The organism is Paenibacillus sp. WG02 (assembly GCF_055396115.1).
In genome coordinates, this window is record NZ_AP036016.1 from 2,157,512 (window position 1) to 2,184,419 (window position 26,908).

The window sequence follows — 26,908 nt, forward strand, 5'->3', positions numbered from 1 at the left end:
CAAGAACACCGCGAATGACGAAGGTCTGCGAATACTTGAAACACCGTGAAATTAAAATCAATCAGACACGATCCTTATATTGCTTCGGCGTCACGCCGGCATATTTCTTGAATACTTTCGTGAAATGGCTCTGATCGTGGAAACTAAGCAGGTTGGCGGCACGAAGCGGTGATGCGTCGGAGAAAGTTAACAGCTTCTTAGCTTCATCAACTTTCTGCCGCTGGATATATTCGGAGACGGTCATGCCTGTTTCTTGCTTGAAGAGTTTCGACAAGTACGCCGGATGAACGCCGGCCGCTTCTGCAAGTTCGGTCAGCTTGATTGGCTCATAGATTTGGTTAAAAATATAGTTCTGGCAGATGGCGATCGGCTTGGAACAGCGGGAAAGGCGCTGGCGGCTGACGCGTTCCGCAAAATCTAACGGCACCTCTTGGATGGCTTTGGCGACCTCGTCCACGTCATGAAGATCCTCGATATGCTGAATCCAGAGATCGCTGGCGATATAGGCTATCTCTGGATATAAGCCACCGTCGATCGCGGCCTGCATAGTATGCGTAACGAGACAGATGGCCAAATTTTTATCGTTGCGGAGCTGGCTTTTACGGGACAAGATGCCTATATTTCCCCACGGGAAAAGTTCGCAATATCGGACTAATTTTTCTTTGCGTCCTTCCTTAACGTATTGCAGCAGCATCTTGGTTCCGTTCAGATGTTGATGGAAGTTCAAGTTTAACCGTCTATCCGTCAGACTCCGTTCCAACTCGTCGTTCAATGCGTGAGGCTTGCAGAACGGAAGGCTGCGGTCGATAACTTCTGTTAGATCGAGCGGTCGGCGATAGATCAAATAGTACAGCAGCGTTCCTGCGTGCAGCATCGATTTTTGATAGCGTACAGGAAATTTCTGGTAGTATTCCCGCAAAGCATCGAGGTGGACTCCCGATAGATGGTAGTCGTATAGGAAGCCTTCGAGCATCTCGACCGTCACCGTCGAGCTTGCAGCCGGTCCGATCACGATTGCCCCCGTTCGCCCGGACGTTTCGCCGAAGCGAAGCCATACATATTGATCGAATCCGTTCCATGTGCTGTAGCAAGGGATATCACACGGAGAATCGTCTGCGAAGATGCCTGCAAGTACCGTATCGCTGTTCGGATCGAGCGGATGCGCCGTTGCGCCATGCACTGATTCGAATACCACGTCGATTGCCCGATCGGTTTTCAGTAGACGGACAGGAAGCTGCAGGTTGTCTTGAAGCATCCTACATAACCACAATTCGTCATCTCCGATAGTTCGTTCCATGAAATGCCTCGCCTCTTTCCTCTCATTTCTCTAATCATTTTACACATTAAATTTATACTAGTTTTGCTTTAATTGTACCACAAAAACTTCGCAGCATGCTCTATAATAAGTTTGAGGAAGCAGCGAATGTATGATCGGGATATTCCTGCCAATCCTCGTATTGATCTCGGTAATCTTTCTAAGGAGGCTCTTCATCAATCAGATATTGACAGAAATGAAAACGTTTAATTATCTACTAGGAGGCCATAACATGTACGGTACAATAGACTCCGGAACCATAGTAACACCGTTCAAAAGATTGACTCTCGGCATTATATTTGGATACGCGTGCATGATGATTGCGCTCATCACGCCGGCAATGCTGCTATTGACCTTCAAAATGATCGAAATCAGTCCAAATGACTACACGTCCACCTTTGGTTTAGTGGCTGGAATTGGCGCATTTTTTGCGATGATCGGCAATCCGATCGGGGGAGCGATCAGCGACCGGACGAATGTCGCCTTTGGCCGAAGACGCACTTGGATCATCGCCGGTCCGCTCGTAGGATGCGTGTGTCTGTTGTGGATCGGCATAGCGACTGAGCTTTGGCAGGTGACCATCGCATGGGCGATCGCGCAGTTTTTCTTTAACTTCGGCATGGCAGCCTATACCGCGCTCATTCCCGACCAAGTGCCGGTAGAGAAGCAAGGTACCGTCTCAGGGTTTCTTGGACTGGTCACACCGATTGCGGTTGTACTCGGCATGGCGCTGATGACATTCATGACAGACACCGCATCGCTTAACAAATGGGTTCTGTTGTCGATCATCGGCATCATCGGGCCGATCATCAGTTCGTTCCTCATTAAGGATGGGAAAAATACGGTCGTAAGCGTGAAGTCAGCCCACATTCCGTTTAGCAAGAAGCTCGGCACCATCTATCCCAGTCCGAGAAGGTATCCGGAATTCACATGGGCATTCGTGTCTAAATTTTTGCTGATGATGGGGTTTAGCAGCGGTGTCTATTTATCGGTCATGTTAATGAACCGCATGGGCTATACCGAAGCCGAGGCGACGTCGGGCGTTGCAACGCTCCAAATGATTTCACTCGCTGCAATGGCTTTGACGAGCGTGATCGGAGGTACGCTATCCGACAAGGCCAAGAAGCAAAAGCCCTTCCTTTATGGCTCTGCCTTTATCATGCTGATCGGTACCTTAATATTCGCGTTCATGGAGGATTACTCGGCGTTCATCATCGCTACCTTCATCATCGGCCTTGGCTTCGGCTGCTTCACAGCGGTGGATACGGCGCTAGTAGCCCGCATATTGCCGCGTAAAGAAGACTCCGCGAAAGACTTCGGACTGATGAATGTCGCGAATGCGCTTCCGCAATCGATTGTGCCAGCGATTGCCCCGCTTCTGCTTACGATAGGCGGATGGCCGTTCTTCTACATCGCGCTCGCAGGTTGTCTCCTTGCCAGCTTCCTGGCGACCAAGCCACTGCCCGAAATCGGAGAGCCTTTGGGACCGGATAAGCAGCATGTGCATGCCGATCCAAAGTCGAAAGGGTTATAAATCAATTTACAAATGGAAAGGAAGGTTTTATCCATGTCAAATCATGAAACAGCTTTACACTACGAGCCGACCATTCAATATGTCCGCAATAATAAAGGACCGACGCTGGGTTATTCGGCTGCGTCAGAGGTTCGGATCATCGAGAAAGACGGCTTGTATTTCAAAAACTTAAGCAAGGACGGCGTCTTGAAGCCATACGAAGACTGGAGGCTACCAGCTGAGGAGCGTGCCAAGGATTTGGCTTCCAGACTCTCCGTCGAAGAAATCGCAGGCTTAATGCTGTACAGCTCACACCAGTTAATTCCGGCAAGAAGCGACGGCTGGTTCGGGGGAACGTACGCCGGCAAGCCTTATGAAGCGAGCGGCGCCAAGCCCTGGGACTTGACGGATGAGCAGATTTCATTCCTGTTCCAGGCCCACCTTCGTCATGTGCTGATCATGGTGGTTGACAACGCAGAAACGGCGGCGCGCTGGAACAACCGGCTGCAGGCCGCAGCGGAGGGGAACGGCTTCGGTATCCCGGTGAACAACAGCTCCGACCCGCGTCACGGCTTCGACGCGAGTTCCGAGTTCAACGCCGGTTCGGGTTCGGCTTCCCGTGTGTCATTCTGGCCGGAAACGCTCGGATTAGCGGCTACTTTCGATCCGGAGGTCACCCGTAAATTCGGAGAGATCGCATCGAAAGAATATCGCGCTCTCGGCATGACGACCGCGTTATCTCCACAAATCGATATCGCGACCGATCCGCGCTGGCACCGCTTTAACGGCACGTTCGGGGAGGACCCACAATTGTCCGCCGACATGGCTCGGGCTTATATAGACGGATTCCAGACGTCCGAGGACGAACGCGAACTGGCAGACGGCTGGGGTTTCGATAGCGTGAATGCGATGGTGAAACATTGGCCGGGCGGAGGCTCGGGTGAAGGCGGAAGAGATGCGCATTTCGGCTGCGGCAAGTATGCCGTATATCCGGGCAACAACTTCGAGGAGCATTTGAAACCGTTCGTCGAAGGCGCCTTCCAGCTGGAAGGCAAGACGGGCCGCGCATCGGCCGTGATGCCGTATTACACGATCTCGCACAACCAGGACAAGAAAAACGGAGAAAACGTTGGCAACTCATTCAACCGTTATTTAATTACCGATTTGCTCCGGGAACAATACGGTTACGATGGGGTTGTGTGCACCGATTGGAGTATTACGGGAGATGAAAGCGACCGAAAAGATACCGTGTTTAGCGGCAAGTCATGGGGTGTCGAGCATCTTTCTGTAGCGGAACGGCATTATAAGCTGATCATGGCAGGCGTCGACCAATTCGGCGGCAACAACGATGCGGGTCCGGTGCTGGAGGCTTATCAAATGGGCGTAGAAGAGCACGGGGAGGCGTTTATTAGAGCTCGTTTCGAGAAATCGGCGGTGCGGCTGCTCCTGAACATTTTCCGTCCAGGCCTTTTCGAGAACCCCTACCTGCAACGTGAGGAAAGTCAAAAGATCGTTGGCTGCGCCGAATTTGTGGATGCAGGCTATGAAGCGCAATTGAAATCGATCGTTCTCCTGAAAAACAAGGGACAGATCCTTCCGATTAAGGAGCGCAAGAAAGTATACGTTCCAAAGCGGTATTTACCTGCCGGGAAAAGCTGGGTTGGCATGCCTACGCCGGAGAAGCTGGAGTACCCAGTCGATCTGAGCATCGTAGCCGGCTACTTTGACGTGACCGACATGCCGGAAGAGGCCGACTTCGGACTCGTGTTCATCGAACATCCGAACTCGGGCATTGGTTTCAGCTACGATGATGCAGACCAAGGGGGGAATGGCTATCTGCCGATCAGCCTTCAATACCGTCCGTATATAGCCGAGTTTGCCCGCGAACGCAGCATAACTGGCGATCCGAGGGAATGCGACATGCTGAATCGTACGTATAAAGGTAAAACGGTCACGACACGCAATTCGCACGATTTGGACGCCATTCTCGAAACGAAGGAAAAAATGAAAGGCAAACCGGTCATCGTGTCCATGTTGCAGTCGAATCCGACCATCGTTGAGGAATTCGAAGCGGCGGCCGATGCGATCATCACGAACTTTGGCGTGAATCTTCGGGCAATAATGGAAGTCCTGACAGGCTCTTTCGAACCTTCCGGGTTGCTGCCGTTCCAGATGCCGGCGAACATGAAGACGGTTGAGGAACAATACGAAGACGTTCCGCACGATATGGATTGTCATGTCGATACAGAAGGCCATGTGTATGATTTCGGCTTTGGATTGAACTGGCACGGCGTCATCGAAGATGCCCGCACGGCGAAATACCTGAAAGTACGTTGCTAATAGCTACGATCTTATGATAGAGGCAACACCTTGATTTACTGATTAATTAATTGAACCAAGCATCTATAACAAGGTTCAGAAGTCGTTGCCATGTTGTTCGAGGTGATTTCCACTATATTAGATGGATAAGATGATCATGGAAGGCGGACGAACATGTCGTTAGGGAGAAACAAAAGCTATTCGAAGCAAACGCTAGAGTTCCTCTCATTATTCGTTGGCAAAAAGGGTTTGATGAAGGTAAAATCGTAACCGAAAATGTGAACCTGTGTGACCAGTTAATGTGAACGATCAGGCATACCTGTTCCTTCTAAACTTGACAGCCGTAGTTTGGTGCCGCTCCTTAGAGGAGATCATAACCATTGGAATAATGAGACATTCTCCCAGCTTTGTCCACAACGTTATGATCAAAAGAGAGATAAACCCAGCTGAGACGATAAATTTCAGTAGTGTTCCAGACTACTTCGTGTTTATAGAAATGTTTCGAAACCGATTACGGGAATTCCGCCCTTGCGTAAGAGTCGGAAGACAATAGTTCGACCTGGAAAGAGCCGCCGTGTGGCGGCTTTGTTCCACTTTTGGAACATGCAAGGGGATTTTTACGTTGCTTCGTGTTCACAACCTCAAAAAATTCGACAATACAGGGGAAGATCTCGAGGATTTGATCTCGATCGGTACGATCGGACTGATCAAAGCCATTGAGTCGTTTTCGCCGAACAAAGGGACCAAGCTCGCGACGTTCGCCGCTCGCTGTATTGAGAACGAGATCTTGATGCATCTGCGTTCATTGAAGAAAACGCGGAAAGATGTGTCGTTGCATGATCCCATCGGAACGGACAAAGAGGGGAACGAAATTACGTTGATTGACATCCTAGGGACGGAAGCGGACGATGTCGTGGATAAGGTACAGCTCAAGATAGAGAAGAGTAAAATCTATCGGAACTTAGAAATCTTGGACGATCGCGAGAAGGAAGTCGTCGTTGGCCGGTTTGGGCTGGAGCTTGGCGGGGAAGAGCGGACGCAGCGGGAGATTGCGAAGGAGTTGGGTATCAGCAGGTCTTATGTGTCGCGGATTGAGAAGCGGGCGCTCATGAAGTTGTATCATGAGTTTTATAAGGCGAAGCGGTAAGAATAGTTGGATACCTCATTTATTTGGACCATGTACAAGTAATGGAGGTGAAGATCATGACTTTAATTCATATCGAAAATGCCAGTAAATATTATACGATGGGCAAGGAAACCATTAAAGCGTTAGATGACATTTCGTTAGATATTGATCATGGCGAGTTCGTGGCCATAATGGGCCCATCGGGTTCTGGCAAATCCACGCTCATGAACATCATCGGTTGTTTGGATGTTGCAGATAAAGGTGTTTATGACCTTGATGGTCAAGCAATTAACTTACTTAAGGATTCTCAGTTTGCTGAGATTCGCAATCAGAAGATTGGCTTCGTTTTTCAAAGTTTCAACTTGCTGCCGAGATTAAGTGCTTATGAAAACGTGGAATTACCTTTAATTTATCGGGGAATGACGAAAAAGGAAAGAGAACCATACGTTTTGCAAGCATTAGAATCGGTGGATTTACTGGATCGTAAGAAGCATTTTCCCTCTGAGTTATCTGGTGGACAGCAGCAGCGTGTTGCTATTGCGCGAACGTTGGCAGGAGATCCAGCAATAATTTTGGCGGATGAGCCTACGGGAGCGTTGGATTCGAAGACGGGAAATGAGATTTTAGAGCTTTTGAAGAAATTAAATGCACAAGGTCGGACGATTATTTTGATTACGCATGACAATTTGATTGCGCAGCAAGCGAAGCGGATTATTCGTTTTCGGGATGGTAGTTTGTATAAAGACGTTTAGTATTTATAAGACCGGGCTCCTTGGGAAACTATGGGGATCCGGTTTTATTTTTATCTTCAAGTAATCGTTTGTATTATTCAATGAAAATGGGACCCTCGGCATTCAGCTAACGGGCAGGATTACATGGAGACGGACGTTTGCAGAGGATTGCAAAATTATACTACAATAAAAATAAAAACAGCCATCTAATTGAAGCTTTAGGAAGTGCATAAGTGAATAAGAAATCCTAAAATCTGGAGGGGTTTAATAAATGGTTCAATCAATAGTACATATCGCTCTAGTCGTATTTGATTATGATGAAGCAATTGAGTTTTATACTAAGAAGCTAAATTTCACATTAGTTGAAGATACTTATCAGCCAGAACAAGATAAACGGTGGGTGGTAATATCTCCACCAGGTTCAGTCGGCACCACCATATTACTTGCAAGAGCATCTAAACCTGAACAAGAGGCATTTATAGGTAACCAGACAGGTGGTAGAGTTTTTCTGTTTTTAAACACTGATGATTTTTGGAGAGATTATAATGAAATGGTCTCAAGAGAAATTGAATTTGTGAGAGAACCAAAAGAGCAATCGTATGGAATTGTTGCAGTATTTAAAGATTTATATGGTAACCTATGGGATTTGTTAGAGCTGAAAGAAGATCATCCAATCTCCAAACGAAAAAGTAACTAATAACCATTAATTGTTCCAATAACGAGAAACGATAATTGAGGTGATTGCTTCGTGGCAGGGCACCTCTTTTGTTTATTAAACCTTCTTGTAGGACCTAAGAAATGGTCTTTGTCAAAAAAGGAGCGCCTCGGTATGATGGGGTTGTCCACGGGTTTGAAACCCAACACCATCAAGGAGGCGCTCTTATTATGAAGTTTAAGCAATCTGACGGTCAAAATCAACGGATCGAACGAATTTCCACGACTCACCTCATTGTGGGAATCGATATAGCGAAAGAAACACATGTCGCACAAGCAACAAATTTTCGAGGAATCATACTTACTAAGAGGCATCTTTCTTTCTCAAATACAATTGAAGGTTATATGAAATTAGAGCGATGGATCCATGAGATTGGGCAGAAGCATCATTTAAAAAACGTCATAATCGGTATGGAACCAACGGGACACTATGGATATAACCTTGCTAATTGGCTTGCTGACAAGGGCAAAGATGTTGTCATGGTGAATCCAGCTACCACCAAACGAAACAAGGAAAACCGCGATAATTCCCCCTCCAAGAGTGATCCGAAGGATGCACTTGTCATTGCTGATGTGGTTAGTCGAGGTTTCTACTATGATTTCGCTCGGCACGCTGTTGTCTTTCAAAGGTTGCAAACGATTATGAGTGATCGGGAATTTTGGGTAACGAATAGTGTGAGGTAGCAGAACCGGATTATTCGCTGGTTAGACATACGTTTCCCAGAGTATTTCTCCGTCTTTAAAGACTGGACAAGCAAGCGATCGTTGGCCACTCTTAAGGAATTTCCTTCTCCGCAAGAAATAGATTTGCTTTCCGTATCCGAAGTGATTACAGCCTGGAGGAAGCATATGAAGCGTGCCGCTGGCTCTACCGGCACGCAAAAAGCTGCTCAGCTAATTGCTACAGCTAAACAAAGTATAGGTGACACTACCGCTCTTCTTGAAGCGAAACAGGACTTCAAGCGGTTATTAGAAGAGTTTGAACGGATTGTAGGAGTACTAGATACAATTGAAAAGGATATTGAAAAATTGCTTAACGGTATTCCAATGGCCAAACAATTACGTTCGATCGGCCTGGGCTTTATCTGTATTGCAGCAATTCTATCAGGCACAGGTGATCTCAGACAGTATGCCCACGGACGCCAGTTGTTACGTAAAGCAGGATTAAACCTAGCTGAAAGCACGTCCGGAAAACGGAAGGGTCAGATCGTACTTTCCAAGAGGGGCGACGCTACGCTACGTAAATATCTGTACTTGGCAACGCTGCAGCTCATTGGAAATAACCCTGTGTTCCGACAACTGCACGAGTATAATGTTCAAATTAAGCAAATGAAGAAGCAACAGTCTCTGTTCAAAGTGCTTGGAAAACTGGCTCGGATCATCGTTGGTATAGTTGGGCGAGGAGAGGACTTCTCTCCAGAAAGAGTGGTTCCTCCTTTTAATCAAGCTGCTTAAGACTGATAAAGAACTGTGTATTGACTCATTCGCAGGATTGAAAAAAGAAAGCACGGAGGACCGAGTTACTGCCCGATAAGGGCTCAGACCCGTCAGCTAAACGTTATCGGTCTCCACGCCTTGGTCAGGTGTAACGAAGGAATGTTAGGGCAAAGACCCGTAGAGTCATGGGATGGTGAACCCCAAGGTAAGTGTGGAGTGTTACGTGCAGAAGAATAACCTTTGGAGAAATGTTCCAACACTTCTTCTGTTCCCGCATGCCCAAAATTGGGATAGCTACGTCTGATGAGAGCTCTCCTGAACAATATCTGCAAGCCAAGGTGTCAAAATCCTGCGAATGAGTGAGTATATGTGAGATAAACCCTTAAAACCGAGGGACGGGCAGTTTAACACAAAAATCCAACAAAGGGGTGTCGAACTGATGAAGCAATTGTATGAGTGCAAGAATTAGTCTAAGGACATATATAGAAACAGCGGTAGCCGAGGATTAAAGTTAACTCCTGGGCTACCGCTGTTTTCGAGAATTGCTCTTTACTCAAAATAAATGGCATGATAAGGGAATTCCAGCCTCTTCATTCGATAATCCTTCGGGGTCATGGACATATACTCGCGAAATACTTTTCCGAAGTAGCTTGGACTTTCGAAGCCACAACGTTGCCCGACCTCATGGATAGGTAACTCTGTGGTTCTGAGCATAGTAATAGCTGCCTCTACCCGTCGGTCTCTCAGGTATGCAAGCGGCGAGGTTTGCTCAGACTTCTGGAACAACCTACAGAAATGATACTTGTTGATCCCACAATGCTCGGAAAGCGTGTCCAGTGTTAACGGCAAAGCATAATGTTCCTTCATGAATCTCTTGGCCTTTTTAATCATCGTACTTGAAATGGCACTGATGTCCTTGCTGAGTTCCCTGCTCGTTTGGACCAAAGTAAGCATCCACTCATATACTTGGACGGACAACAGGTATTGGTCTGTAACCTTCTCGTCGGCAATCATTCGCAGGAGCCTCCAGAAACTGAGAATCAAGGGAGAGGCTACATCTCGTCGAATGATAGGTCCTTCTTGCTCCACCACGAGATCCCAGATGCGGTTTGCTTCTTCCCCGCGTATATTCAGCCAGATGACCTCCCATGGTTCTTGGTGATCCATGTAATAGTATCGGTGCCTGCTTGGAACTTTGACAAGAAACCCCGAGCCTTTAGGTAAGGGAATACACTGTTGTTCATATTCAATATATCCTTGACCGCTAAGTGTATATTGAAAAATAACATGTCCGCAGTCCGGGCGTTCATCACCTACAAAGCTATACTCAGGACGATGAATCTTTTGCCAACCTATGGAGTCAAGGGTCAAGATCGATTTATCATCGTTTCGAAATGCATAAGAAGTAGGCTCGAGCATTAGATCCCCTCCTTTGCCATAAAGTCAATTTTGTTATATTATACATCACAATTTTAAGATTGTCTTCATAAACGCCTAACTGTAAGATCATTGTAGATAAAGGAGTGATCTTATATGACAATTCATGAACTAGTGATCGATTTGCTGCCTGACGAATACTGGTGGGGTGGCCGAGCAGCAGATGGACGAAGTATGCCCTTTAGTACGACCTTATTCAGTGTAGACTTAGCTTCTAACCTCAATGGAAATCAAGCCTGTCCATTACTGATATCCAACAAGGGCAGATTCATCTGGAGCGAAGAGCCCTTCGCCTTTCGATTTGAGGAAGGTTGTCTTAAGATTAAGGGGAATACAGAAGAACTGTTCTCAGGTGATGGTTATGAAACATTACAGGGAGTATACCGTTATGTATCCCGCACCTTTTTCCCACCTGTATCTTCCATTCCAGAAGAACTGCTGTTCACTGCTCCTCAATACAATCTTTGGATTGAGCTTCTATATGAACCCACACAAGAGAAGGTTTTACAATATGCAAAGAATGTGCTAGCTCATGGGATGCCTCCGGGCGTTATCATGATTGATGACAATTGGCACGAGCCATACGGAACTTGGAAATTCCATTCGGGACGGTTTCCAGATCCAAAGAGTATGGTTCAAGAGCTGCATGCTATGGGCTTTAAGGTGATGCTCTGGGTATGTCCCTTTATTAGTCCAGACACTCTCACCTTCCGCAGGCTAGAACCAATGGGGGTTCTCTTAAAGGAACGAGATGGCAAAACAGCCATTCGAAAATGGTGGAACGGTTATAGTGCTCTTCTTGATTGCACCAACCCCCAAGCCATCAAGTGGATTCACGAACAGCTCGATTTCCTGCAAAACGAGTATGGGATTGACGGCTTTAAGTTTGATGCTGGCGATGTAGAATATTATGAGTCTGATGATTTGAGTTATGTGCCAACAACTCGTACTGGACATTGTGAGGCGTGGGCCAAGGTAGGACTGAAATATCGACTCAATGAATATCGTGCATGTTGGAAGCTTGCAGGACAACCCCTTGTTCAAAGACTAATGGATAAGAACCATGAATGGCAAGGTAATGGGTTAGATGCATTAATTCCTGACGGATTAGCACAAGGGCTGCTTGGCTATGCATATACATGCCCCGACATGATCGGCGGGGGCCAATATATGAGTTTCACGGCAGATAAATTGGATCCAGAATTATTTGTCCGTTATGCTCAGTGCTCTGCCTTGTTCCCTATGATGCAGTTCTCTGCGGCACCTTGGCGGGTTCTGGATGACAAGCACTTGCGATACTGCGTAGAGGCAGCCCAACTCCATGCGCAGTTCGGCTCTGAGATTCTGGACCTTGCAAAGCACTCAGCCATCACTGGAGAGCCGATTCTGCGTCACATGGCTTATGAATTTCCCGAAGAAGGCATGGAGACCATCCAAGATCAATTCATGCTGGGGAGCTCTCTACTTGTTGCACCCGTTGTAGTGAAGGGCATGAGGACCCGAAATGTGACGTTCCCATCCGGTATTTGGATAGGAGATGACGGTACTTTCGTGGAGGGACCAAAGAACCTGCAAATTGATGTACCACTTGGTAGACTTCCTTGGTACAGGAAGCGTTAAATCATCGGCATTCATACTAAACTAAACATTCCTGTAATGACTAAGATTTGGACTTTGTCAAAAAAGGAGCGCCTCGGTATGATGGGTTTGTGCACGGGTTCGAAACCCAATACCATCAAGGAGGCGCTCTTACTATGAAGTTTAAACAAAACGATGGACAAAATCAACGTATTGAACGAATTTCCACCTCTCATCTTGTAGTAGGTATCGACATGGCGAAGGAAATTCATGTCGCACAGGCTACTAATTTTCGAGGTATCGTTCTTGCTAAGCGGCATTTACCATTTACAAACGACTTAGAAGGATTCGAAAGATTACAACGTTGGATGGCTGAATTACAACAGAAGCACCAGTTGAAGACCCTAATCATCGGTATGGAACCGACCGGACATTACTGGTTTAACCTGGCTAATTGGCTTTCCGACAAGGGGATAAACGTTGTCATGGTGAATCCTGCTACCACCAAACGAAACAAGGAAAACCGAGATAATTGTCCTTCCAAGAGTGATCCTAAAGATGCACTTGTCATTGCAGATGTCGTTTGCCGAGGCTATTACTATGAATACACGCGACAGTCTACTGTCTTTCAACGGTTACGTACCATTATGAGTGACCGGGAATTTTGGGTGACGAATAGTGTAAGAATGCAGAACCGGATCATCCGTTGGTTAGATATTCGGTTCCCCGAGTATACCTCGGTGTTTAAAGACTGGACCTCCAAACGTTCCTTAGCTACGCTTAAAGATTTACCCTCCCCGCTAGATCTACAGTCTCTGACGGTATCTGAGGTGATTACAAGTTGGAGAAAGCATATGAAACGAGCGGGTGGTTCTACGGGGACTCAGAAAGCTGCGTTGCTAATTTCGCAAGCCAAGCAGAGTGTAGGAGAGAAGACAGCTCTTCATGAAGCCAAGCAAGATTTACGGCGGTTACTAGAGGAGTTTGAACGTATTGTTGAAATACTAGAAAAGATTGAAAAGGACATTCTAGCACTGCTTAGTGAGATTCCAATGGCCATTCAACTTCGATCGATTAAAGGCCTGGGTCCAATCTTCATAGCTGCCATACTATCATGTGCTGGTGACCTTAGACAGTATGCGCATGGACGTCAGTTATTGCGTAAAGCAGGTCTAAACTTAGCTGAAAGGATGTCAGGAAAACACAAGGGACAAATCAAGCTTTCGAAACGGGGAGATGCAACGTTGCGCAAGTATATGTATCTGGCAACGATCACGCTCGTAGGAACGAATCCAGTCTTTCGACAGATGCATGAGAATAATGTTCAGATCAAGCAAATGAAGAAACAACAGTCTCTTTTTAAGCTACTTGGAAAATTGGCACGAATCCTCGTTGGCATTGTTCAAAGAGGTGAGTCATTTTTACCTGGAAAAGTAATTCCCAATTACGCTCTAGCTGCCTAAAACTTCTTAAATATAACGTAAATTGACTCATTCGCAGGAGTTTTCAAAAAGAAAGCACGGAGTACCGAGTTCGTTTTCCAAAAGGGCACAGACCCATCCGCTAAACGCTATCGGCCTCCACACCTTGGTCAGGTATAACGAAGGAATGTAAGGGCATAGACCCGTTGAGCCGTGGGAGGGTGAACCTCCAAGGATTTTGTGGAGCATGCGTGCAGTAGAGTAGGATCTGGGGAAATGTTCCATATGTTCCTCTATTCCCGCACGCCCAAAATATGAATCAACGGTTTTAATCAACTTACTTTCTGAAAAATACTGATTTATAAGGTGATGAAATCCTGCGAGTGAGTGAGCATACGTGAGATAAACCCTTAAAACCGAGGGACGGATAACGATAGTTCAATAAACAGCAGTGGCGGCAGCCTAAGACTTTGTTTTTTCAAGTCCGAGTCCGCCGCTGTTTCTTTTTTTAAATAATTACAAACAAACATCTATATAGTAACGAATCCGCCACTTTTTGAAACCTACAAAAGACTCATGGCGGATAGACGAAACCTACGTCAAAGTCAAAGGTCAATGGAAGTATTTATATCGGGCAGTTGATTCTAGGGGTAAAACCATTGATTTTATGTTATCTGAAAATAGGGATATGCAAGCAGCTGACGCTTCTTTACAAAGGTTTTGTCCTCTCCTCATAATCAAATCCCACGTGTAATCACTCTAGATAAAAATCCAGCTTATCCATCAGCAATACAAGAATTAATAAATGAGGAATTCCTATCAAAGGAAACCTTGATTAGACAGACAAAGTATCTCAACAACATTGTGGAGAAAGATCATCGATTCATAAAGAAAATTACAAATCCGATGCTTGGTTTTAAAACAACGGGTTATTCCTGATGACTTTCCCGATATTGTTTTGGTGTCAACCCGGTAATTTTTTTGAAAGCGGCAAAAAAGTGGCTTTTTGTAAGGAAGCCCGTATGGTCCATGATTTCAGACATTGTCAGGTCGGAAGAGGTAAGCAGTTTTTTTACATGTGAAACTTTCTCGGTCAAAATATAATCGGAGATCGTCGTACTTGTTACTTCTTTGTGAATTTGACGCAAGTAGTTCATTGAAAAGGATAGATGTTCGGCGACCCGTTCCACGCTTAACTGCGGATCCTGCAGATGTGTACGGATATATTCATGAATCTCATGAACAACCTCTTCTTGACGGTTTTTTACTTTGGGTACTATTATTTCAGAAATCATTGCACGAATGACGTCCTCGAGCCATGATTGCAGATTGGCAAGCGTGCTGAACCTGTCGAGAACTTTATGAATTCCCTTAAATTCCTGAACTGCATTCAATTTATTAAAAGATTTTGTCAATTCATAGATGAGATGAATGATCTGGATCTTGCACTCGGAGTAAGAAGAGCCTGCGAACGCTTTCATTTGCTGTTGAAGCTTGGTTATGGCTTGTTTGCTTTGACCATTCTGGATGTATTGAATCAATTCATATGAAGAAAATGCAGTAGCGGGAAGCGTTTGCACGAAATCCTCATATTCATTTTCCATAAAGACATGATTTTCTCCGCTCAGGAATTTCAGCATTGTCAATTCATAAATGTGTTGATAAATAATACGCAAGTCGTCTTGATACGTGTATACGTTACTAATCGCCATGGAAACGCCGGTTCTGGTAATTGACAGGATATTCTCCTGGATAATGTTCAGTAGCGGCAGCAGGGCAACGGGCTCTTGTTCATCGGAACCGATTAGTAATACAAGGTGATCGGAGCCAAGGTCAAGGCTTTCTGCAGCAATACCTTGACCTTTTAAGACTTCTTCGGAGATGTTTCGCATCGCGTATTTCAAAAGCTTGCGCGAATTAAAGTCGAACTGCTCGCAAAAAGCTTGATAAGAGTCAATACGAATGACGGACAAATAAAGGTAATCTGTTTGCAATAAATTTGTTTCCTGTAAAATAAAATGTCGGCTTTTTTGATTGAGATTTCCTTGAAATAACCATTGGCTCAAATGCTCGGAACGAATTAATTCCCGGTGATCCCGAATGGAAGAATGCAATTGCTCTACATTTGTCAATATCGCTTCAAGACCGCGGTCAATCACTTTTATTTCGTTGCTGGCAAGCAGGTTAGTGAAAAAACTTTTATTACTTGAGTCCGTTTGAGATCTTTCTTTAATTTTATCTGCTAATTGCGAGAGGGAGCCCAAGGATCGTCGGGAGCTTAAAAAAAACAAAATCGCGATAAGGCCAAGCGAAACAAAGGAAAATATCAGGAGTTTCTCTTTAAATGCTCTGATGTGCTGCGTAATGTAACCGTAATCATTAGCGTAATAAAAGTTCCAATTATACAGGGTCGACACTGCATGATTAATATAAAATCTGTCACCATGAATGACAATACCGCTTTTATTGTTTGGATTCGAACGGAATTCTGAATCAATGGAATGATCCAACTCGAGAGAACCGTGTCCCATGATTCGCCCGCCATCTGAATTGAAAATACATACTTCTTGGCCTAGAGGGCGATTGGAGCCAAACAAGTAATTCATAACGTTGGTCTTATCAATTAGTAGGACTAGATATCCGTATTCCTTTTTATTAGGAGATGAAGGTACAATCATTGCTAAATAATCCGTATCGTCTACGATGTGGTTGAAATACGATAAATACATATCGTTTTTTGAAATGACTCTCTCAAGCATTTCCTGGTCGGAAAAATCTTTAAATGAAGTTTTCCCTATTTTGGAGTCTATCACAGATTGTGAGAGTGAATTAATGATGTAGGTTCGGGCGATAAATGGCTCATTATACATGAAGTTATTTTGCGTTTTCATTGCGACAGCTGCCAAAAGCTCGTCACTTTTATCTCCTAAAAACCAGCTTTGAATATTCTGATCCTCATACATACTGAAGCCATAACCCTTTAATTTTTCAAGTATATACTCGGTATTGTTGCGTATATCATTCACTTTGTTTTGCGCGCTCAGATCAACCTCTTCTATGGCGTAACGTGAGAATTGTGCCGAAATCAAAGAAATAAACGGTAGAAACACAATGATGAATACGGCCATGATTAATATAAAATTTCGAAAATAAATACGTTGGAAAGCAAATAGCCGCATGGTATTCCTCCTGACATTCATGATGGGTATTTTTATTATATCAAAAGCAATTGAAATAGATAAGGTGAGAAAACCGCCAAACAAGTCCTCGTTTCGATGTTAAGTCCTGATTTACTGTTCATATCATAGCACTTTTCATAAGATTTATTGTATGTTGTCGTTTTAACTACTCCTAAAGTGTATTCAGGACTTCTCTCGAATGGAAAAGGCATGCTATTCTTGCGATACACAACAACTAAGGGGGAAACCAAATTGAGTTTCATAAGAGAACTCTACAAACATCGTTTCATATACTCATTAGCCATACCAGGGCTGCTCATCCTTTTTGTATTTTCTTATTTACCACTAGCAGGTCATTTGCTTGCATTCAAGAGATTCGAGTTGACCAAAGGAATCTGGGGCAGCCCTTGGGTAGGATTCGAAAACTTTCGATTTTTTTTCGGCAATCCGGATTGGATTAAAATCACATGGAATACGGTATATCTAAATGCTTTCTTTTTGATAGCCGAGATTGGGATCGCAACATTATTGGCCATATTTTTAAATGAAGTTCGCCATGCGCTGTATAAACGGTTGCTCCAGTCATTCGTGTTTTTACCCTATTTCATATCCTGGCTTGTCGTTTCATTAATGATTTTTGGGATGCTCAGCAACACGGACGGTATAGTCAACCACCTTTTGAGCAAGTTTGGATTTGAACCGGTAGATTGGTATCAAACCGCATGGATATGGCCGATTATTTTAACAATGACACGGGCTTGGAAAAATGCAGGCTACCTGTCGATCATCTTGCTTGCAGCCATTACAGGTATTTCCGGGGAATACTACGAAGCCGCCAAAATGGATGGCGCAACGCGTTTACAGCAAATTACCAAAATCACGCTTCCTTTATTGCGACCTACCATTATTGTATTGACACTGCTTGGAATAGGGAGAATCTTCTACGGCGATTTCGGTATGATCTACGGCATTATCCAAGATAATGGAGCGCTCTTTGCCACTACGGATGTCATCGACACATATTCATACAGGGCTTTGAGACAATTAGGGGATTTCAGCATGTCGTCAGCGATTATTCTGTATCAATCCATGATGGGACTTATCACCATTCTAGTGTTCAACACGATCGTACGTAAAATTGACAAAGATTCAAGATTATTTTAATCAGGATGATAAAAAAGTGGGTGAGAATAATGAAGAAAAACATTAAGATTACTTCAATAAACACAATTGGAAGCGAAATATCGTTTCAGGAACGTTTAGTAAACGTTATCATTTACTCGTTCCTAGCAATATTCGCGATTTCCTGCTTGCTGCCTTTTTGGATGGTTTTCATCGATTCGTTTGCTACAGAGAGCTCGCTTATTCAGGATGGCTTCCAGTTTTGGCCAAGTCATTTCGGCGTAGAAGCTTACCGTTTTTTATTTACAGGCAATCAGGTATTCAAAAGCTATGGAGTTACACTGATTGTAACTGCCGTTGGAACAGTTGTTGCACTATGGATAACCGCAGCTTTCGCCTATGTACTGGCGCATCCCAAAATAAAATATAACAATTTATTATCCATGATGACTTATATTCCTATGGTTTTTGGAACTGGCTTGGTCGGTTTTTATTTATTGATTGTGAATTGGCTTCATCTGAAAGATACGATTTGGGCGCTCATTTTGCCATATGTCGTAAATCCGTTTTTGGCTTTTATTTTTGTATCTTTCTACCGTTCGCTTCCTTATGAGATTAATGAGTCGGCCACAGTGGATGGGGCGAACGAATGGCGCATTTTTTTCCAAATCGTAAGACCGATCGTTACACCGGTGATGGTTACCGTTGGGTTGTTCTACGCCTTGCAGTATTGGAATGACTGGTGGCTTGGTCTGCTGTTCATCGATAATTCCGATTTGTATCCGCTGCAAATTTTGCTCAGGCAGCTTCTCGGTTCCGCTGATGCCTTGCAACTAACAGCTTCCTATGGGATATCGCCGCCATCTAATGGACTCAAGCTTGCAATGGTCTGTATTACGATCGGACCGATTATTTTCGCCTATCCCTTTATCCAGAGATATTTTGTGAAGGGCTTGACAGTCGGCGCTGTAAAAGGATAAGTATGGTTTTTGTCGGCTTATGCCGGTAGAAATAGATATTAAAAAATAGTAGGAGGGTTAATTAACATGAAGAAAAAACTGGTTTCACTCATGGTTACTGCACTATGTCTTGAGGTACTACTTGTTGGATGCAGCAGCAATCCTTCGCCATCCGGCACTTCCACACCGGCAACCAACGCCAGCAATACCGATTCGAAGAAACCGGGCAGCGAACCTGTCACATTAAAGGTTGTTGTTCCAGGAACCAAGCTCTCGAACTACGATTCCATCAAAGAGGCGGTTGAGAAGAAACTTGCTGCTGACGGCCAGAATACGAAAATCGATTTCGTTTATGTAGACTGGTCAGATTTGGATCAAAAAACAAAAGTCATGCTTGCTTCAGGTGAAAATATCGATTTGATCTTCGATGCTCCTTGGTTGCATATGAACCAAATGATCACTGCCGGGTATTATGAAGATCTTAGTGAGCTTCTGAACAAGGTCGGACCCAATGTATCGAAGAATCGACCACAGCAAATGTGGGATGCAAATAAATTTAACGGTAAAATTATGGGGATCCCGCTAGGGATTAATCACATGCAAGGCCATTCCATCAACATCCGTAAGGATTTAAGGGAAGAGCTGGGATTGTCGCAGGTTAAGACTTGGGACGATTTTGTAAAGTACACGTACGCAGTCAAAGATAAGTATCCAAGTATTGTTCCGTTCTGGCCGGGAGCCAACGATTTCACTTATTCCCTTGTAAATTGGCAGCTACGGGACAATACGGAGCTTCAAATGCGTCCGGCAAACGGCGGCGGATTAGTCATGTACTACAAGGGCAACGATGGCAAAGTTTATAATTTGTTCGATCAAATGGAGCCAAAAGTATGGGATATGATCAAGCAGGCTCATAAAATGTACGGAGATAAAGTCATCAATCAGGATGTGATTACAACTAAAGTCGATAGTAAAGGAGCCTTACAGCAAGGCAAGACAGCAGCAGCTCCACTTATGATGTTTGCAAAATCCTGGACACCGGAACAAATGAAGCAAGCAGGAGCCAAGGCAGAGCTTGAGCCCGTCCGCTTCTTTGACTTCACGAAGGGCAAAAACATATCTAACTTTAAACAGGACAATTTCATTGCTATTCCGAAAGCGAGTAAAAATAAAGAACGGGCAATGATGTTCCTGGACTGGGCAAACGCAAACGAAGCCAACTATATGTTGGTTGAACATGGCGTTGAGGGTAAAGACTGGCAAAAGGTCGGTGACGCGAAGTTCAAGCAGCTTGTACCTGGTCAGGATGCAAATGGCGGGGGCCTTGGTTCATTCAGTTTGGTATGGAATCCGGTTTTGGAAAAATCGATTGATACAGAGGAAGACGATGTGCTGGCTGCTAATAACTTCATTAAAGATGCCAACAATTTTACGAAGGATATTTTGACCGGATTTACATTTGATGCAACACCAGTCAAAAATGAAATCGCTCAATTTGATACGGTACAGGCTAAATATTATGCTGGCATTTTCAACGGCGTGTTTGATCCGGATAAATATTGGGAGAAATTTAAAGAGGAAGGTTCTGCGCCATTGAAAAAAATCCAAACCGAGCTTCAGAAACAAATCGATACATTCCTTGCATCGAAGTAATTCAAGGGTTAACCGAGGACACATGATAGGTAAACGTTGTCCTCGGTTACTACTTAAATTGGGATAATTAGAAGGAGGAGTAGAAATGTTGAAAAAAGCAAAAGCAAAAGCAAAAGCAAAAGCAAAAAGCAGTCTTTCCTTGGCATTGTTGCTTATGGTGACTCTTGTTATGGGAATCGCTGGACCAATCCCAATCCAAAAGGCCAGCGCAGAAAGTAGTACGTATCAGGTGACTCCCGCCCCCGAGTGGGATTATGTGTTCGATAAAACTAACCACGGTGGAGACGGTTTTGTGTGGGCTCCTATTGGAATTAAGAACCGTCAAGGTCTGGGGACATCGTCGACAAAATCAGCTATTCTATTTAATGACTCATATGTCAGCGGCAGATTTGTTTCGGGAAGCACAATGGGAACTTATACGGGTGTTACTCCAAATACCCCGTTAACTAACTGGCTATGGGGGACAAATGGACAAAAGCAAAACTTCAATCCAATGTGGGGGGTCGAAAAAGCGGAGAGCGGATATTCGGGAACCGTTGCCTGGAACCTTGTCAGCGGTTATGGGATGAGTGGAATTAGAGGTACTACGGATACTCATGATACTGACTATCATAAAATGTGGGTTTCAGATCATAATCCGTCAGCAGATAATAGTTACATTATTTTTGACACATATGCGACAAAAAATCTTGGTAATATGTACATTTGGAATTTTAATGAGCCAACGAATACGAGCAAAGGTTTGAAGAATATCAAGATATTCACCTCCACTGACGGAGTTTCATACACGGAGTATACAGCAAGCGGTTATCCGTTCCAGATTCCGCAAGCGGGCGGTACAGGTCCGACAGGCTACAGCAAGGCGATTGATTTAAATTCAACAGCAGCAAGATATGTGAAGATTACGTACAATCCTGTTGCTAATGACGGTAACTGGGGGAACCCGGATATGTATGGTCTGAGCGCTGTGCGCCTCTATGATAGTTCAGGGAATAAGCTCGTCTTATCGGCACAAGCGGGTTCTACCGCTAACAGAACGGTGTATGTGAATAACTCCAGCTGGAATATGGCGGGATTTACATTAGGAAATTATATATATTTTAATCTTCATAACAGAGCTAACTGCTGTTCACCATTTAAAGCCAATGCTACCCAACTCATGAGGTATACAATTACCAATGGCGCAATTGATTATAATTCTCTTAAAGCTTTTGATGCGCTGCCATACACTTATTATCCAGACATTCCTGGCGGATTTTCACCGCAAGCAGATGATGCAGAAGTTGGCACTACGTATCGTGTAAAACAGTTTGAGAATTTAGCCTTCTGGGAAGATGACGATGGTTATGTTTATATGCTTGGTGCAGATGAAACTTTCGCATACGGTGCATGGAGCGAATATTCCAAATTACTTCTCTCAAGAGTGTCCAAAGATAGCTTTGAAGATTTTAATGCAAGGGAGTACTGGGACGGATCAGTTTGGTCTCGAAATTATGAAACCGCTGCTAATTTAAAGGATGCACTCGGTAACGATGTCGGTCCTGTCGGCAATATGCCTTCATTATTTAAAGCGCAGGGTGGCCAGTTGGATGGCAAATATGTCCTGGTTTATATGGAAGGCGTGGATGGAAACTCCTATTTCAGAGTGGCCGATCATCCGTGGGGACCGTGGAGCGATAAGAAACTCTTGTATGCGCGCGCTGGTAATGAGCATATTTATAACACAGGAGCAGTTCCTTTTATATCTAAAAATGGGGAATTCTACTTCTATTTAATAAAAGATGAGTCTACGATGAAATTCTTCAAGTATTCTGAAGTCAGAAATGGCGAAAATCCGAATGTGGCATTAAACAAAACGGCTACGGCGGATAGCACGTGCAGTGCCACAGAAACAGCAGCTAATGCAGTGGATGGAAGCGCAACCACCAAATGGTGCTCCAACTCTGGCAACCGCTGGCTGCATATTGATCTTGGTTCCGAGCAGCAAGTGAATCAGTTTATAATTAAGCATGCATCGGAAGGCGGGGAGAACGCCTCTAATAATACGAAAGCTTACAATATTCAAGTCAGCAATGACGACACTAACTGGACTACGGTGGTCAACGTAGGCAATAATACGTACGGCGTTACGGTAGACAGTATAGCCGACGTATCGGCTCGATATATCAAGTTGAACGTTACGACGCCTACGCAAACAACGGATACTTCAGCAAGAATTTATGAATTTGAGGTATACGGTTCCAATACTGCAGTTAAAACGCTTAAAAACATACAAACTCCTGCAGCGATTACTGGGCTGACAAACGGAACAGCGAAAACAGCGGCAGCCCTTGGATTGCCTGCGAAAGTAACGCTGGTAACCGATGTGGGCACACTGAGTGCCGACGTGACATGGGATTTAAGCGGCATAAGTTACAATCCAACTACAAAAAATGAGCAGACTTTCATGGTACCAGGAACGGTTGACCTGCTTGATGGAATGGTTAACCCGGACAATATCCCATTGAAAACAAGCATTAGCGTTACTGTGTTACCAATGAATTTGGCGCTAAACAAAGCGGCTACGGCAGACAGTTCATGCTCTGCCTCGGAAACAGCGGCTAAAGCCGTGGATGGCAGCGTAACCAATAACAGCAAATGGTGCTCCAAATCTAACAACCGTTGGCTGCAAATCGATCTCGGTTCCATGCAGACTGTAAACAAGTTTATCATCAAGCATTCTGCGGCGGGTGGGGAGTCCGCTACTTATAATACGAAGGCTTACAATATCCAGGTCAGCAGTGATGGTACAAACTGGAGTACAGTGGTCAATGTAAGCAATAATACGAACAGCATTACGACAGACAGCATTGCTGGCGTATCGGCCCGATATATTAAATTGAACGTATCTACCCCTACGCAAACAACTGATCTTGCAGCAAGAATATATGAGTTTGAGGTATACGGATCTACGGATAAGACGCTTAATAACATTACAACGCCTGCAGCGGTCACAGGAGTGGCCAACGGAACGGTGAAGACAGCAGAAGCGCTCGGACTGCCCTCGACCGTAGAGTTGGTTACCGATGCGGGAAGCTTGAATGCCAGCGTGGCATGGGATGCAAATGCTTCCAGCTATGATCCAACCTTAAAGACTGCACAGACTTTTACGGTAAATGGAATGGTAACCTTGCCATCGGGAGTTGCTAATCCGAATAACGTAACGTTGACAACAAGTGTTAGCGTGACCGTGTTGCCTGCTCCGGCAGTGCCTCAGGCTACCCTGACAGGTGTGCAGCAGGTGGATTCTGGCCAAACTTTTAATCTATCGATGGGATTGAGCAATGTTACACAAAGTGTATACCAGCAAGTGTACGCCCAAGATTTTACACTGTCGTATGACCCTGCAAGTGTGCAATTCGATTCGGTGACATCCCTGAAAGACGGGTTCCGAGTCATTGATCAAAAGGAGACGCCGGGCCAACTCCGGATTGTGGCTGCCAGCGTGGGCGCGAACGTGCCTGCCCAAGGCGATTTGCTCGCAATCCAATTTAAGGCTAAATCTGTAACCCAGGCAACCAATACGACAATCTCTGTAGATCATGTAAAGATTGCCAATGGACAGGGGAATGAACTGCAGGTCGGCGGAGCCTCCCGTGAGGTCCAAATAACTGTACCTGCTATACCTGTAGATAAGTCGCTCTTGAACGCAACGATCACAAGCGCTCAGGCGAAGTACGATGCAGCAGTGGAAGGCAATGGAGATGGCCTGTATGCGATTCGCTCCAAAGCGCAATTGCAGTCGGCTATTGATGCAGCCCAAGCGGCAGCAAACAATTCGAATGCTACCCAGCAGCAGGTGGATAGCGCGAAAGTCGCGTTGGAAGCGGCAATTCAAGTGTTCGAAAGCAAGAAAATAACCGCAGATGTCAATGGAGGCGGTGTCTCCATTGGAGACTTGGCTGTGGTTGCAGCTGCTTACGGCAAAGAACAAGGTCAAGTAGGCTGGAATGAGAAAGCGGATGTCAACCATGACGGCAAAGTAGACATTGAAGACCTTGCTATTGTAGCTAAAGCGATCTTGCAATAAATCAAGTTAAATTGTAGGTAAGTAGAAACTTATAGTCGCTATACAGTACCTGGACGATGAGTACTGTATAGCGACTGTTTTTGTTTCTCTCGTTGAATGAGGAAGTGGTCGGATGCTTATGGATATACAATTTATCTGCAAGTCTTTTATGGCGTGAAAGCGTGTAACTTCCAGGAAAACACTGGTGCAATTCAGTTGAAAGAGGGTGCAAATGTGGAAGGTGTAATTACACTCGACATTGGTAAGATCCTGAAACAAATTAATTCGGATAAAAATGCTCTATTTGTAACAGTGACAATCTTGACGAGAAACAATGTGAGATATCGCCTGGATTTCCGATTGAATATGGGCCTGTTGATGAGCCTTGGGGCGTTCGACGATTCTATGTTCGCGACCCATTTGGTAAGCTTATCAACATTCTTGCTCATGAACATTGATACACTAAAGGCCAATTGTAAAGGGACGCTGGTTTGTTCAACTAACTGGGAACGTTTGTTGAAAGGAACTTTTATAAATGATTGTAAAAAGTACTTCAAAACTTATTTGCAATTCAGCTTTTTTGCTTTAAAATACCACTTCAAAACTTAATTTGTAAATCGATTATATAAGAAAAGCCAGCAAACCCTTGAGTTTGCTGGCTCCTTGCACTTCAAAACTTATTTGTCACCCAACAACGGGAAAGGAAAAAAGCTTTAAGCTAATTGATGAGTTGCGCTTGGGTTACGAAGCGTTTATCCAAAAAATGGATAACGAAGCGTATATGTTCCGCTTACAAAGAACCGGGGTACCTATTAAACGGTTACATGTATATCGAATCTTGAACCAGGCTGCCAGGCAAGCTGGATTGAATGATGTCGGTACTCATACATTACGTAAAACCTACGGCTATCACTTCTATCAAAAAACAAAAAATGTATCTGTACTCAAAGAACTATTTAATCAATCGGCACCGTCTGTTACTTTGAGGTATATCGGAGTAAGCTCGTGAAGCATTGGGGGTTAGTAGGTTGGCGTTTAAATTTTTTGAAATCTGAAGGTTTGTGCTGGGGAGAATCCCTATTTTCTATACTAAGGGGTGCTTACGAAGCAAGTTTTCTTACGAAAACTCTTAGGAGGGAGTTAATATGCCTTTTTATCACCATATGGGCGAGATTCCCAAGAAAAGACATACGCAGTTCAGGAAACAAGACGGTTCGTTGTACCGGGAACAGGTCATGGGGACAAAGGGTTTTTCGGGCATACAGTCTATTCTTTATCATCATTCCGCTCCGACGGGCATCGTTAAGGCCGATATCTATGCACCCTTCCTTTAAGATAGAATTTGAAGAACAAGGAGCTTTGACATACAGGCACTTCCTGGCTGGACAGTATGTAGATACGGGAGATGCGGTAAACGGCAGGCACTACATGCTTGGGAATGAAGATATATTAATATCCGTTTCCAATCCGACCCAAACCATGGATTATTATTATCGCAACGGGGACGGGGATGAATTGTTGTTTGTTCATCGAGGGACGGGAAAAGTTGAGTCTATGTTTGGCACACTCAGCTACCGTCCAGGGGATTACATCGTGATTCCGGTGGGCACGATTTATCGGATCGTTCCGGAGCCAGGTGATTCTAGATTTTTGAACGTAGAAACGAATAGTTGGATTAGCACACCAAAGCGCTATCGGAATGAGCATGGACAGCTTCTAGAGCATAGCCCTTTCTGTGAAAGAGATATTCGGCTGCCTGAAACATTGGAAAGCCATACGGATTTCGGCGAATATGAGGTTAGAACCAAAACCAGAGGGTATTTGCACTCCCATATCTACAACTATCATCCATTAAACGTCGTTGGTTGGGACGGCTATTTGTACCCTTATTTTTTCAACATTGGAGATTTTGAACCGATAACAGGTCAAATTCATATGCCGCCACCCATTCACGAAACTTTCGCAGGGAATAACTTTGTCGTTTGCTCGTTTGTTCCGAGATTGTTTGATTACCATCCGGACTCCATTCCGTCTCCGTATTATCATAACAATGTGGACAGTGATGAAGTGCTCTACTACGTCGAAGGCAATTTTATGAGCCGCAAAGGTGTTAAGCAAGGCTCGATTACCTTGCATCCGTCAGGGATTCCTCATGGACCGCATCCAGGTAAAATTGAAGCTAGCATCGGAAAAAAAGAGACTTTAGAGTTAGCGGTTATGATTGATACTTTCCGTCCCTTAAGTGTGGTGAAAGGAGCTGCACACCTAGAGGATCAAAATTATCCATACAGCTGGGTTCAAAAATAGCTAGGAAGCCCTAGGAAAGGGTTCTCCTAATAGGATAATTGAACATATT

General features: G+C 44.6%; 15 protein-coding genes and 4 pseudogenes. 16 read left to right on the top strand and 3 right to left on the bottom strand.

From position 1 onward, the window contains the following. Positions 1–61 precede the first annotated feature (61 nt). Positions 62–694: a helix-turn-helix domain-containing protein gene (locus ACBP55_RS10110; protein ID WP_464653279.1), complete on the bottom strand. Its 633-nt coding sequence runs from the start codon at positions 692–694 to the stop codon at positions 62–64. Positions 695–1,547: 853 nt separating this feature from the next. Between ACBP55_RS10110 and ACBP55_RS10115 the strand changes: the two genes are divergently transcribed. From ACBP55_RS10115 to ACBP55_RS10140, 6 genes and pseudogenes are all read left to right on the top strand, one after another. Next, a complete protein-coding gene (locus ACBP55_RS10115) occupies positions 1,548–2,849 on the top strand; it encodes an MFS transporter (RefSeq protein ID WP_464651224.1) in 1,302 nt (433 codons plus the stop codon). A 33-nt stretch (positions 2,850–2,882) separates the two neighbouring features. Then, positions 2,883–5,168, top strand: a complete 2,286-nt coding sequence (locus ACBP55_RS10120) for a glycoside hydrolase family 3 protein (protein WP_464651225.1) — start codon at positions 2,883–2,885, stop codon at positions 5,166–5,168. Positions 5,169–5,721: 553 nt separating this feature from the next. After that, complete coding sequence (gene sigK / locus ACBP55_RS10125; protein ID WP_464651226.1) at positions 5,722–6,294, top strand: RNA polymerase sporulation sigma factor SigK; 573 nt, start codon at positions 5,722–5,724, stop codon at positions 6,292–6,294. Positions 6,295–6,350: 56 nt separating this feature from the next. Continuing rightward, on the top strand, positions 6,351–7,025 hold the full coding sequence (locus ACBP55_RS10130; protein WP_464651228.1) for an ABC transporter ATP-binding protein: 675 nt from the start codon (positions 6,351–6,353) through the stop codon (positions 7,023–7,025). A 250-nt stretch (positions 7,026–7,275) separates the two neighbouring features. Further along, a complete protein-coding gene (locus tag ACBP55_RS10135; protein WP_464651229.1) occupies positions 7,276–7,701 on the top strand; it encodes a VOC family protein in 426 nt (141 codons plus the stop codon). A 188-nt stretch (positions 7,702–7,889) separates the two neighbouring features. Continuing rightward, positions 7,890–9,173 (top strand): annotated as a pseudogene (locus ACBP55_RS10140) (IS110 family RNA-guided transposase). Positions 9,174–9,704: 531 nt separating this feature from the next. Here the strand turns inward: ACBP55_RS10140 and ACBP55_RS10145 are convergent. After that, a complete protein-coding gene (locus ACBP55_RS10145) occupies positions 9,705–10,574 on the bottom strand; it encodes a helix-turn-helix transcriptional regulator (protein WP_464651231.1) in 870 nt (289 codons plus the stop codon). Between the two features lie 114 nt (positions 10,575–10,688). On the opposite strand from ACBP55_RS10145, the gene ACBP55_RS10150 reads away from it, so the two are divergent. The 3 genes and pseudogenes from ACBP55_RS10150 to ACBP55_RS10160 all read left to right on the top strand — a co-directional run. Then, positions 10,689–12,212 (top strand): glycoside hydrolase family 31 protein, encoded by a 1,524-nt coding sequence (locus ACBP55_RS10150; protein ID WP_464651232.1) that lies wholly within the window; start codon positions 10,689–10,691, stop codon positions 12,210–12,212. A gap of 134 nt (positions 12,213–12,346) precedes the next feature. Then, complete coding sequence (locus tag ACBP55_RS10155) at positions 12,347–13,633, top strand: IS110 family RNA-guided transposase (protein WP_464644311.1); 1,287 nt, start codon at positions 12,347–12,349, stop codon at positions 13,631–13,633. A gap of 499 nt (positions 13,634–14,132) precedes the next feature. Then, positions 14,133–14,512, top strand: a pseudogene (locus tag ACBP55_RS10160) (IS6 family transposase); the annotation flags it as partial. Between the two features lie 8 nt (positions 14,513–14,520). Here the strand turns inward: ACBP55_RS10160 and ACBP55_RS10165 are convergent. Continuing rightward, positions 14,521–16,770 (bottom strand): helix-turn-helix domain-containing protein, encoded by a 2,250-nt coding sequence (locus tag ACBP55_RS10165; RefSeq protein WP_464651234.1) that lies wholly within the window; start codon positions 16,768–16,770, stop codon positions 14,521–14,523. 252 nt (positions 16,771–17,022) lie between these two features. Here ACBP55_RS10165 and ACBP55_RS10170 point away from each other — a divergent pair, with 252 nt between their 5' ends. From ACBP55_RS10170 to ACBP55_RS10200, 7 genes and pseudogenes are all read left to right on the top strand, one after another. Beyond that, positions 17,023–17,934, top strand: a complete 912-nt coding sequence (locus ACBP55_RS10170) for an ABC transporter permease (RefSeq protein ID WP_464651235.1) — start codon at positions 17,023–17,025, stop codon at positions 17,932–17,934. A gap of 29 nt (positions 17,935–17,963) precedes the next feature. After that, on the top strand, positions 17,964–18,872 hold the full coding sequence (locus tag ACBP55_RS10175; RefSeq protein ID WP_464651236.1) for a carbohydrate ABC transporter permease: 909 nt from the start codon (positions 17,964–17,966) through the stop codon (positions 18,870–18,872). A 66-nt stretch (positions 18,873–18,938) separates the two neighbouring features. After that, entirely contained in the window at positions 18,939–20,504 is a 1,566-nt protein-coding gene (locus ACBP55_RS10180) for an extracellular solute-binding protein (protein WP_464651238.1), read from the top strand. An 85-nt stretch (positions 20,505–20,589) separates the two neighbouring features. Then, positions 20,590–24,573: a discoidin domain-containing protein gene (locus tag ACBP55_RS10185; protein ID WP_464651240.1), complete on the top strand. Its 3,984-nt coding sequence runs from the start codon at positions 20,590–20,592 to the stop codon at positions 24,571–24,573. Between the two features lie 329 nt (positions 24,574–24,902). Continuing rightward, positions 24,903–25,010: pseudogene (locus tag ACBP55_RS10190) on the top strand (glyoxalase); the annotation flags it as partial. Positions 25,011–25,204: 194 nt separating this feature from the next. Next, positions 25,205–25,561 (top strand): tyrosine-type recombinase/integrase, encoded by a 357-nt coding sequence (locus ACBP55_RS10195; protein ID WP_464653280.1) that lies wholly within the window; start codon positions 25,205–25,207, stop codon positions 25,559–25,561. Positions 25,562–25,697: 136 nt separating this feature from the next. Then, positions 25,698–26,859, top strand: a pseudogene (locus ACBP55_RS10200) (homogentisate 1,2-dioxygenase). Positions 26,860–26,908 lie beyond the last annotated feature (49 nt).

Bases quoted from the DNA above. Each gene is read 5' to 3' on its own strand.
- ACBP55_RS10110 (WP_464653279.1), bottom strand. From the start codon at position 694: ATGCTGCTGCAATACGTTAAGGAAGGACGCAAAGAAAAATTAGTCCGA.
- ACBP55_RS10115 (WP_464651224.1), top strand. From the start codon at position 1,548: ATGTACGGTACAATAGACTCCGGAACCATAGTAACACCGTTCAAAAGA.
- ACBP55_RS10120 (WP_464651225.1), top strand. From the start codon at position 2,883: ATGTCAAATCATGAAACAGCTTTACACTACGAGCCGACCATTCAATAT.
- ACBP55_RS10130 (WP_464651228.1), top strand. From the start codon at position 6,351: ATGACTTTAATTCATATCGAAAATGCCAGTAAATATTATACGATGGGC.
- ACBP55_RS10135 (WP_464651229.1), top strand. From the start codon at position 7,276: ATGGTTCAATCAATAGTACATATCGCTCTAGTCGTATTTGATTATGAT.
- ACBP55_RS10145 (WP_464651231.1), bottom strand. From the start codon at position 10,574: ATGCTCGAGCCTACTTCTTATGCATTTCGAAACGATGATAAATCGATC.
- ACBP55_RS10150 (WP_464651232.1), top strand. From the start codon at position 10,689: ATGACAATTCATGAACTAGTGATCGATTTGCTGCCTGACGAATACTGG.
- ACBP55_RS10155 (WP_464644311.1), top strand. From the start codon at position 12,347: ATGAAGTTTAAACAAAACGATGGACAAAATCAACGTATTGAACGAATT.
- ACBP55_RS10165 (WP_464651234.1), bottom strand. From the start codon at position 16,770: ATGCGGCTATTTGCTTTCCAACGTATTTATTTTCGAAATTTTATATTA.
- ACBP55_RS10175 (WP_464651236.1), top strand. From the start codon at position 17,964: ATGAAGAAAAACATTAAGATTACTTCAATAAACACAATTGGAAGCGAA.
- ACBP55_RS10180 (WP_464651238.1), top strand. From the start codon at position 18,939: ATGAAGAAAAAACTGGTTTCACTCATGGTTACTGCACTATGTCTTGAG.
- ACBP55_RS10185 (WP_464651240.1), top strand. From the start codon at position 20,590: ATGTTGAAAAAAGCAAAAGCAAAAGCAAAAGCAAAAGCAAAAAGCAGT.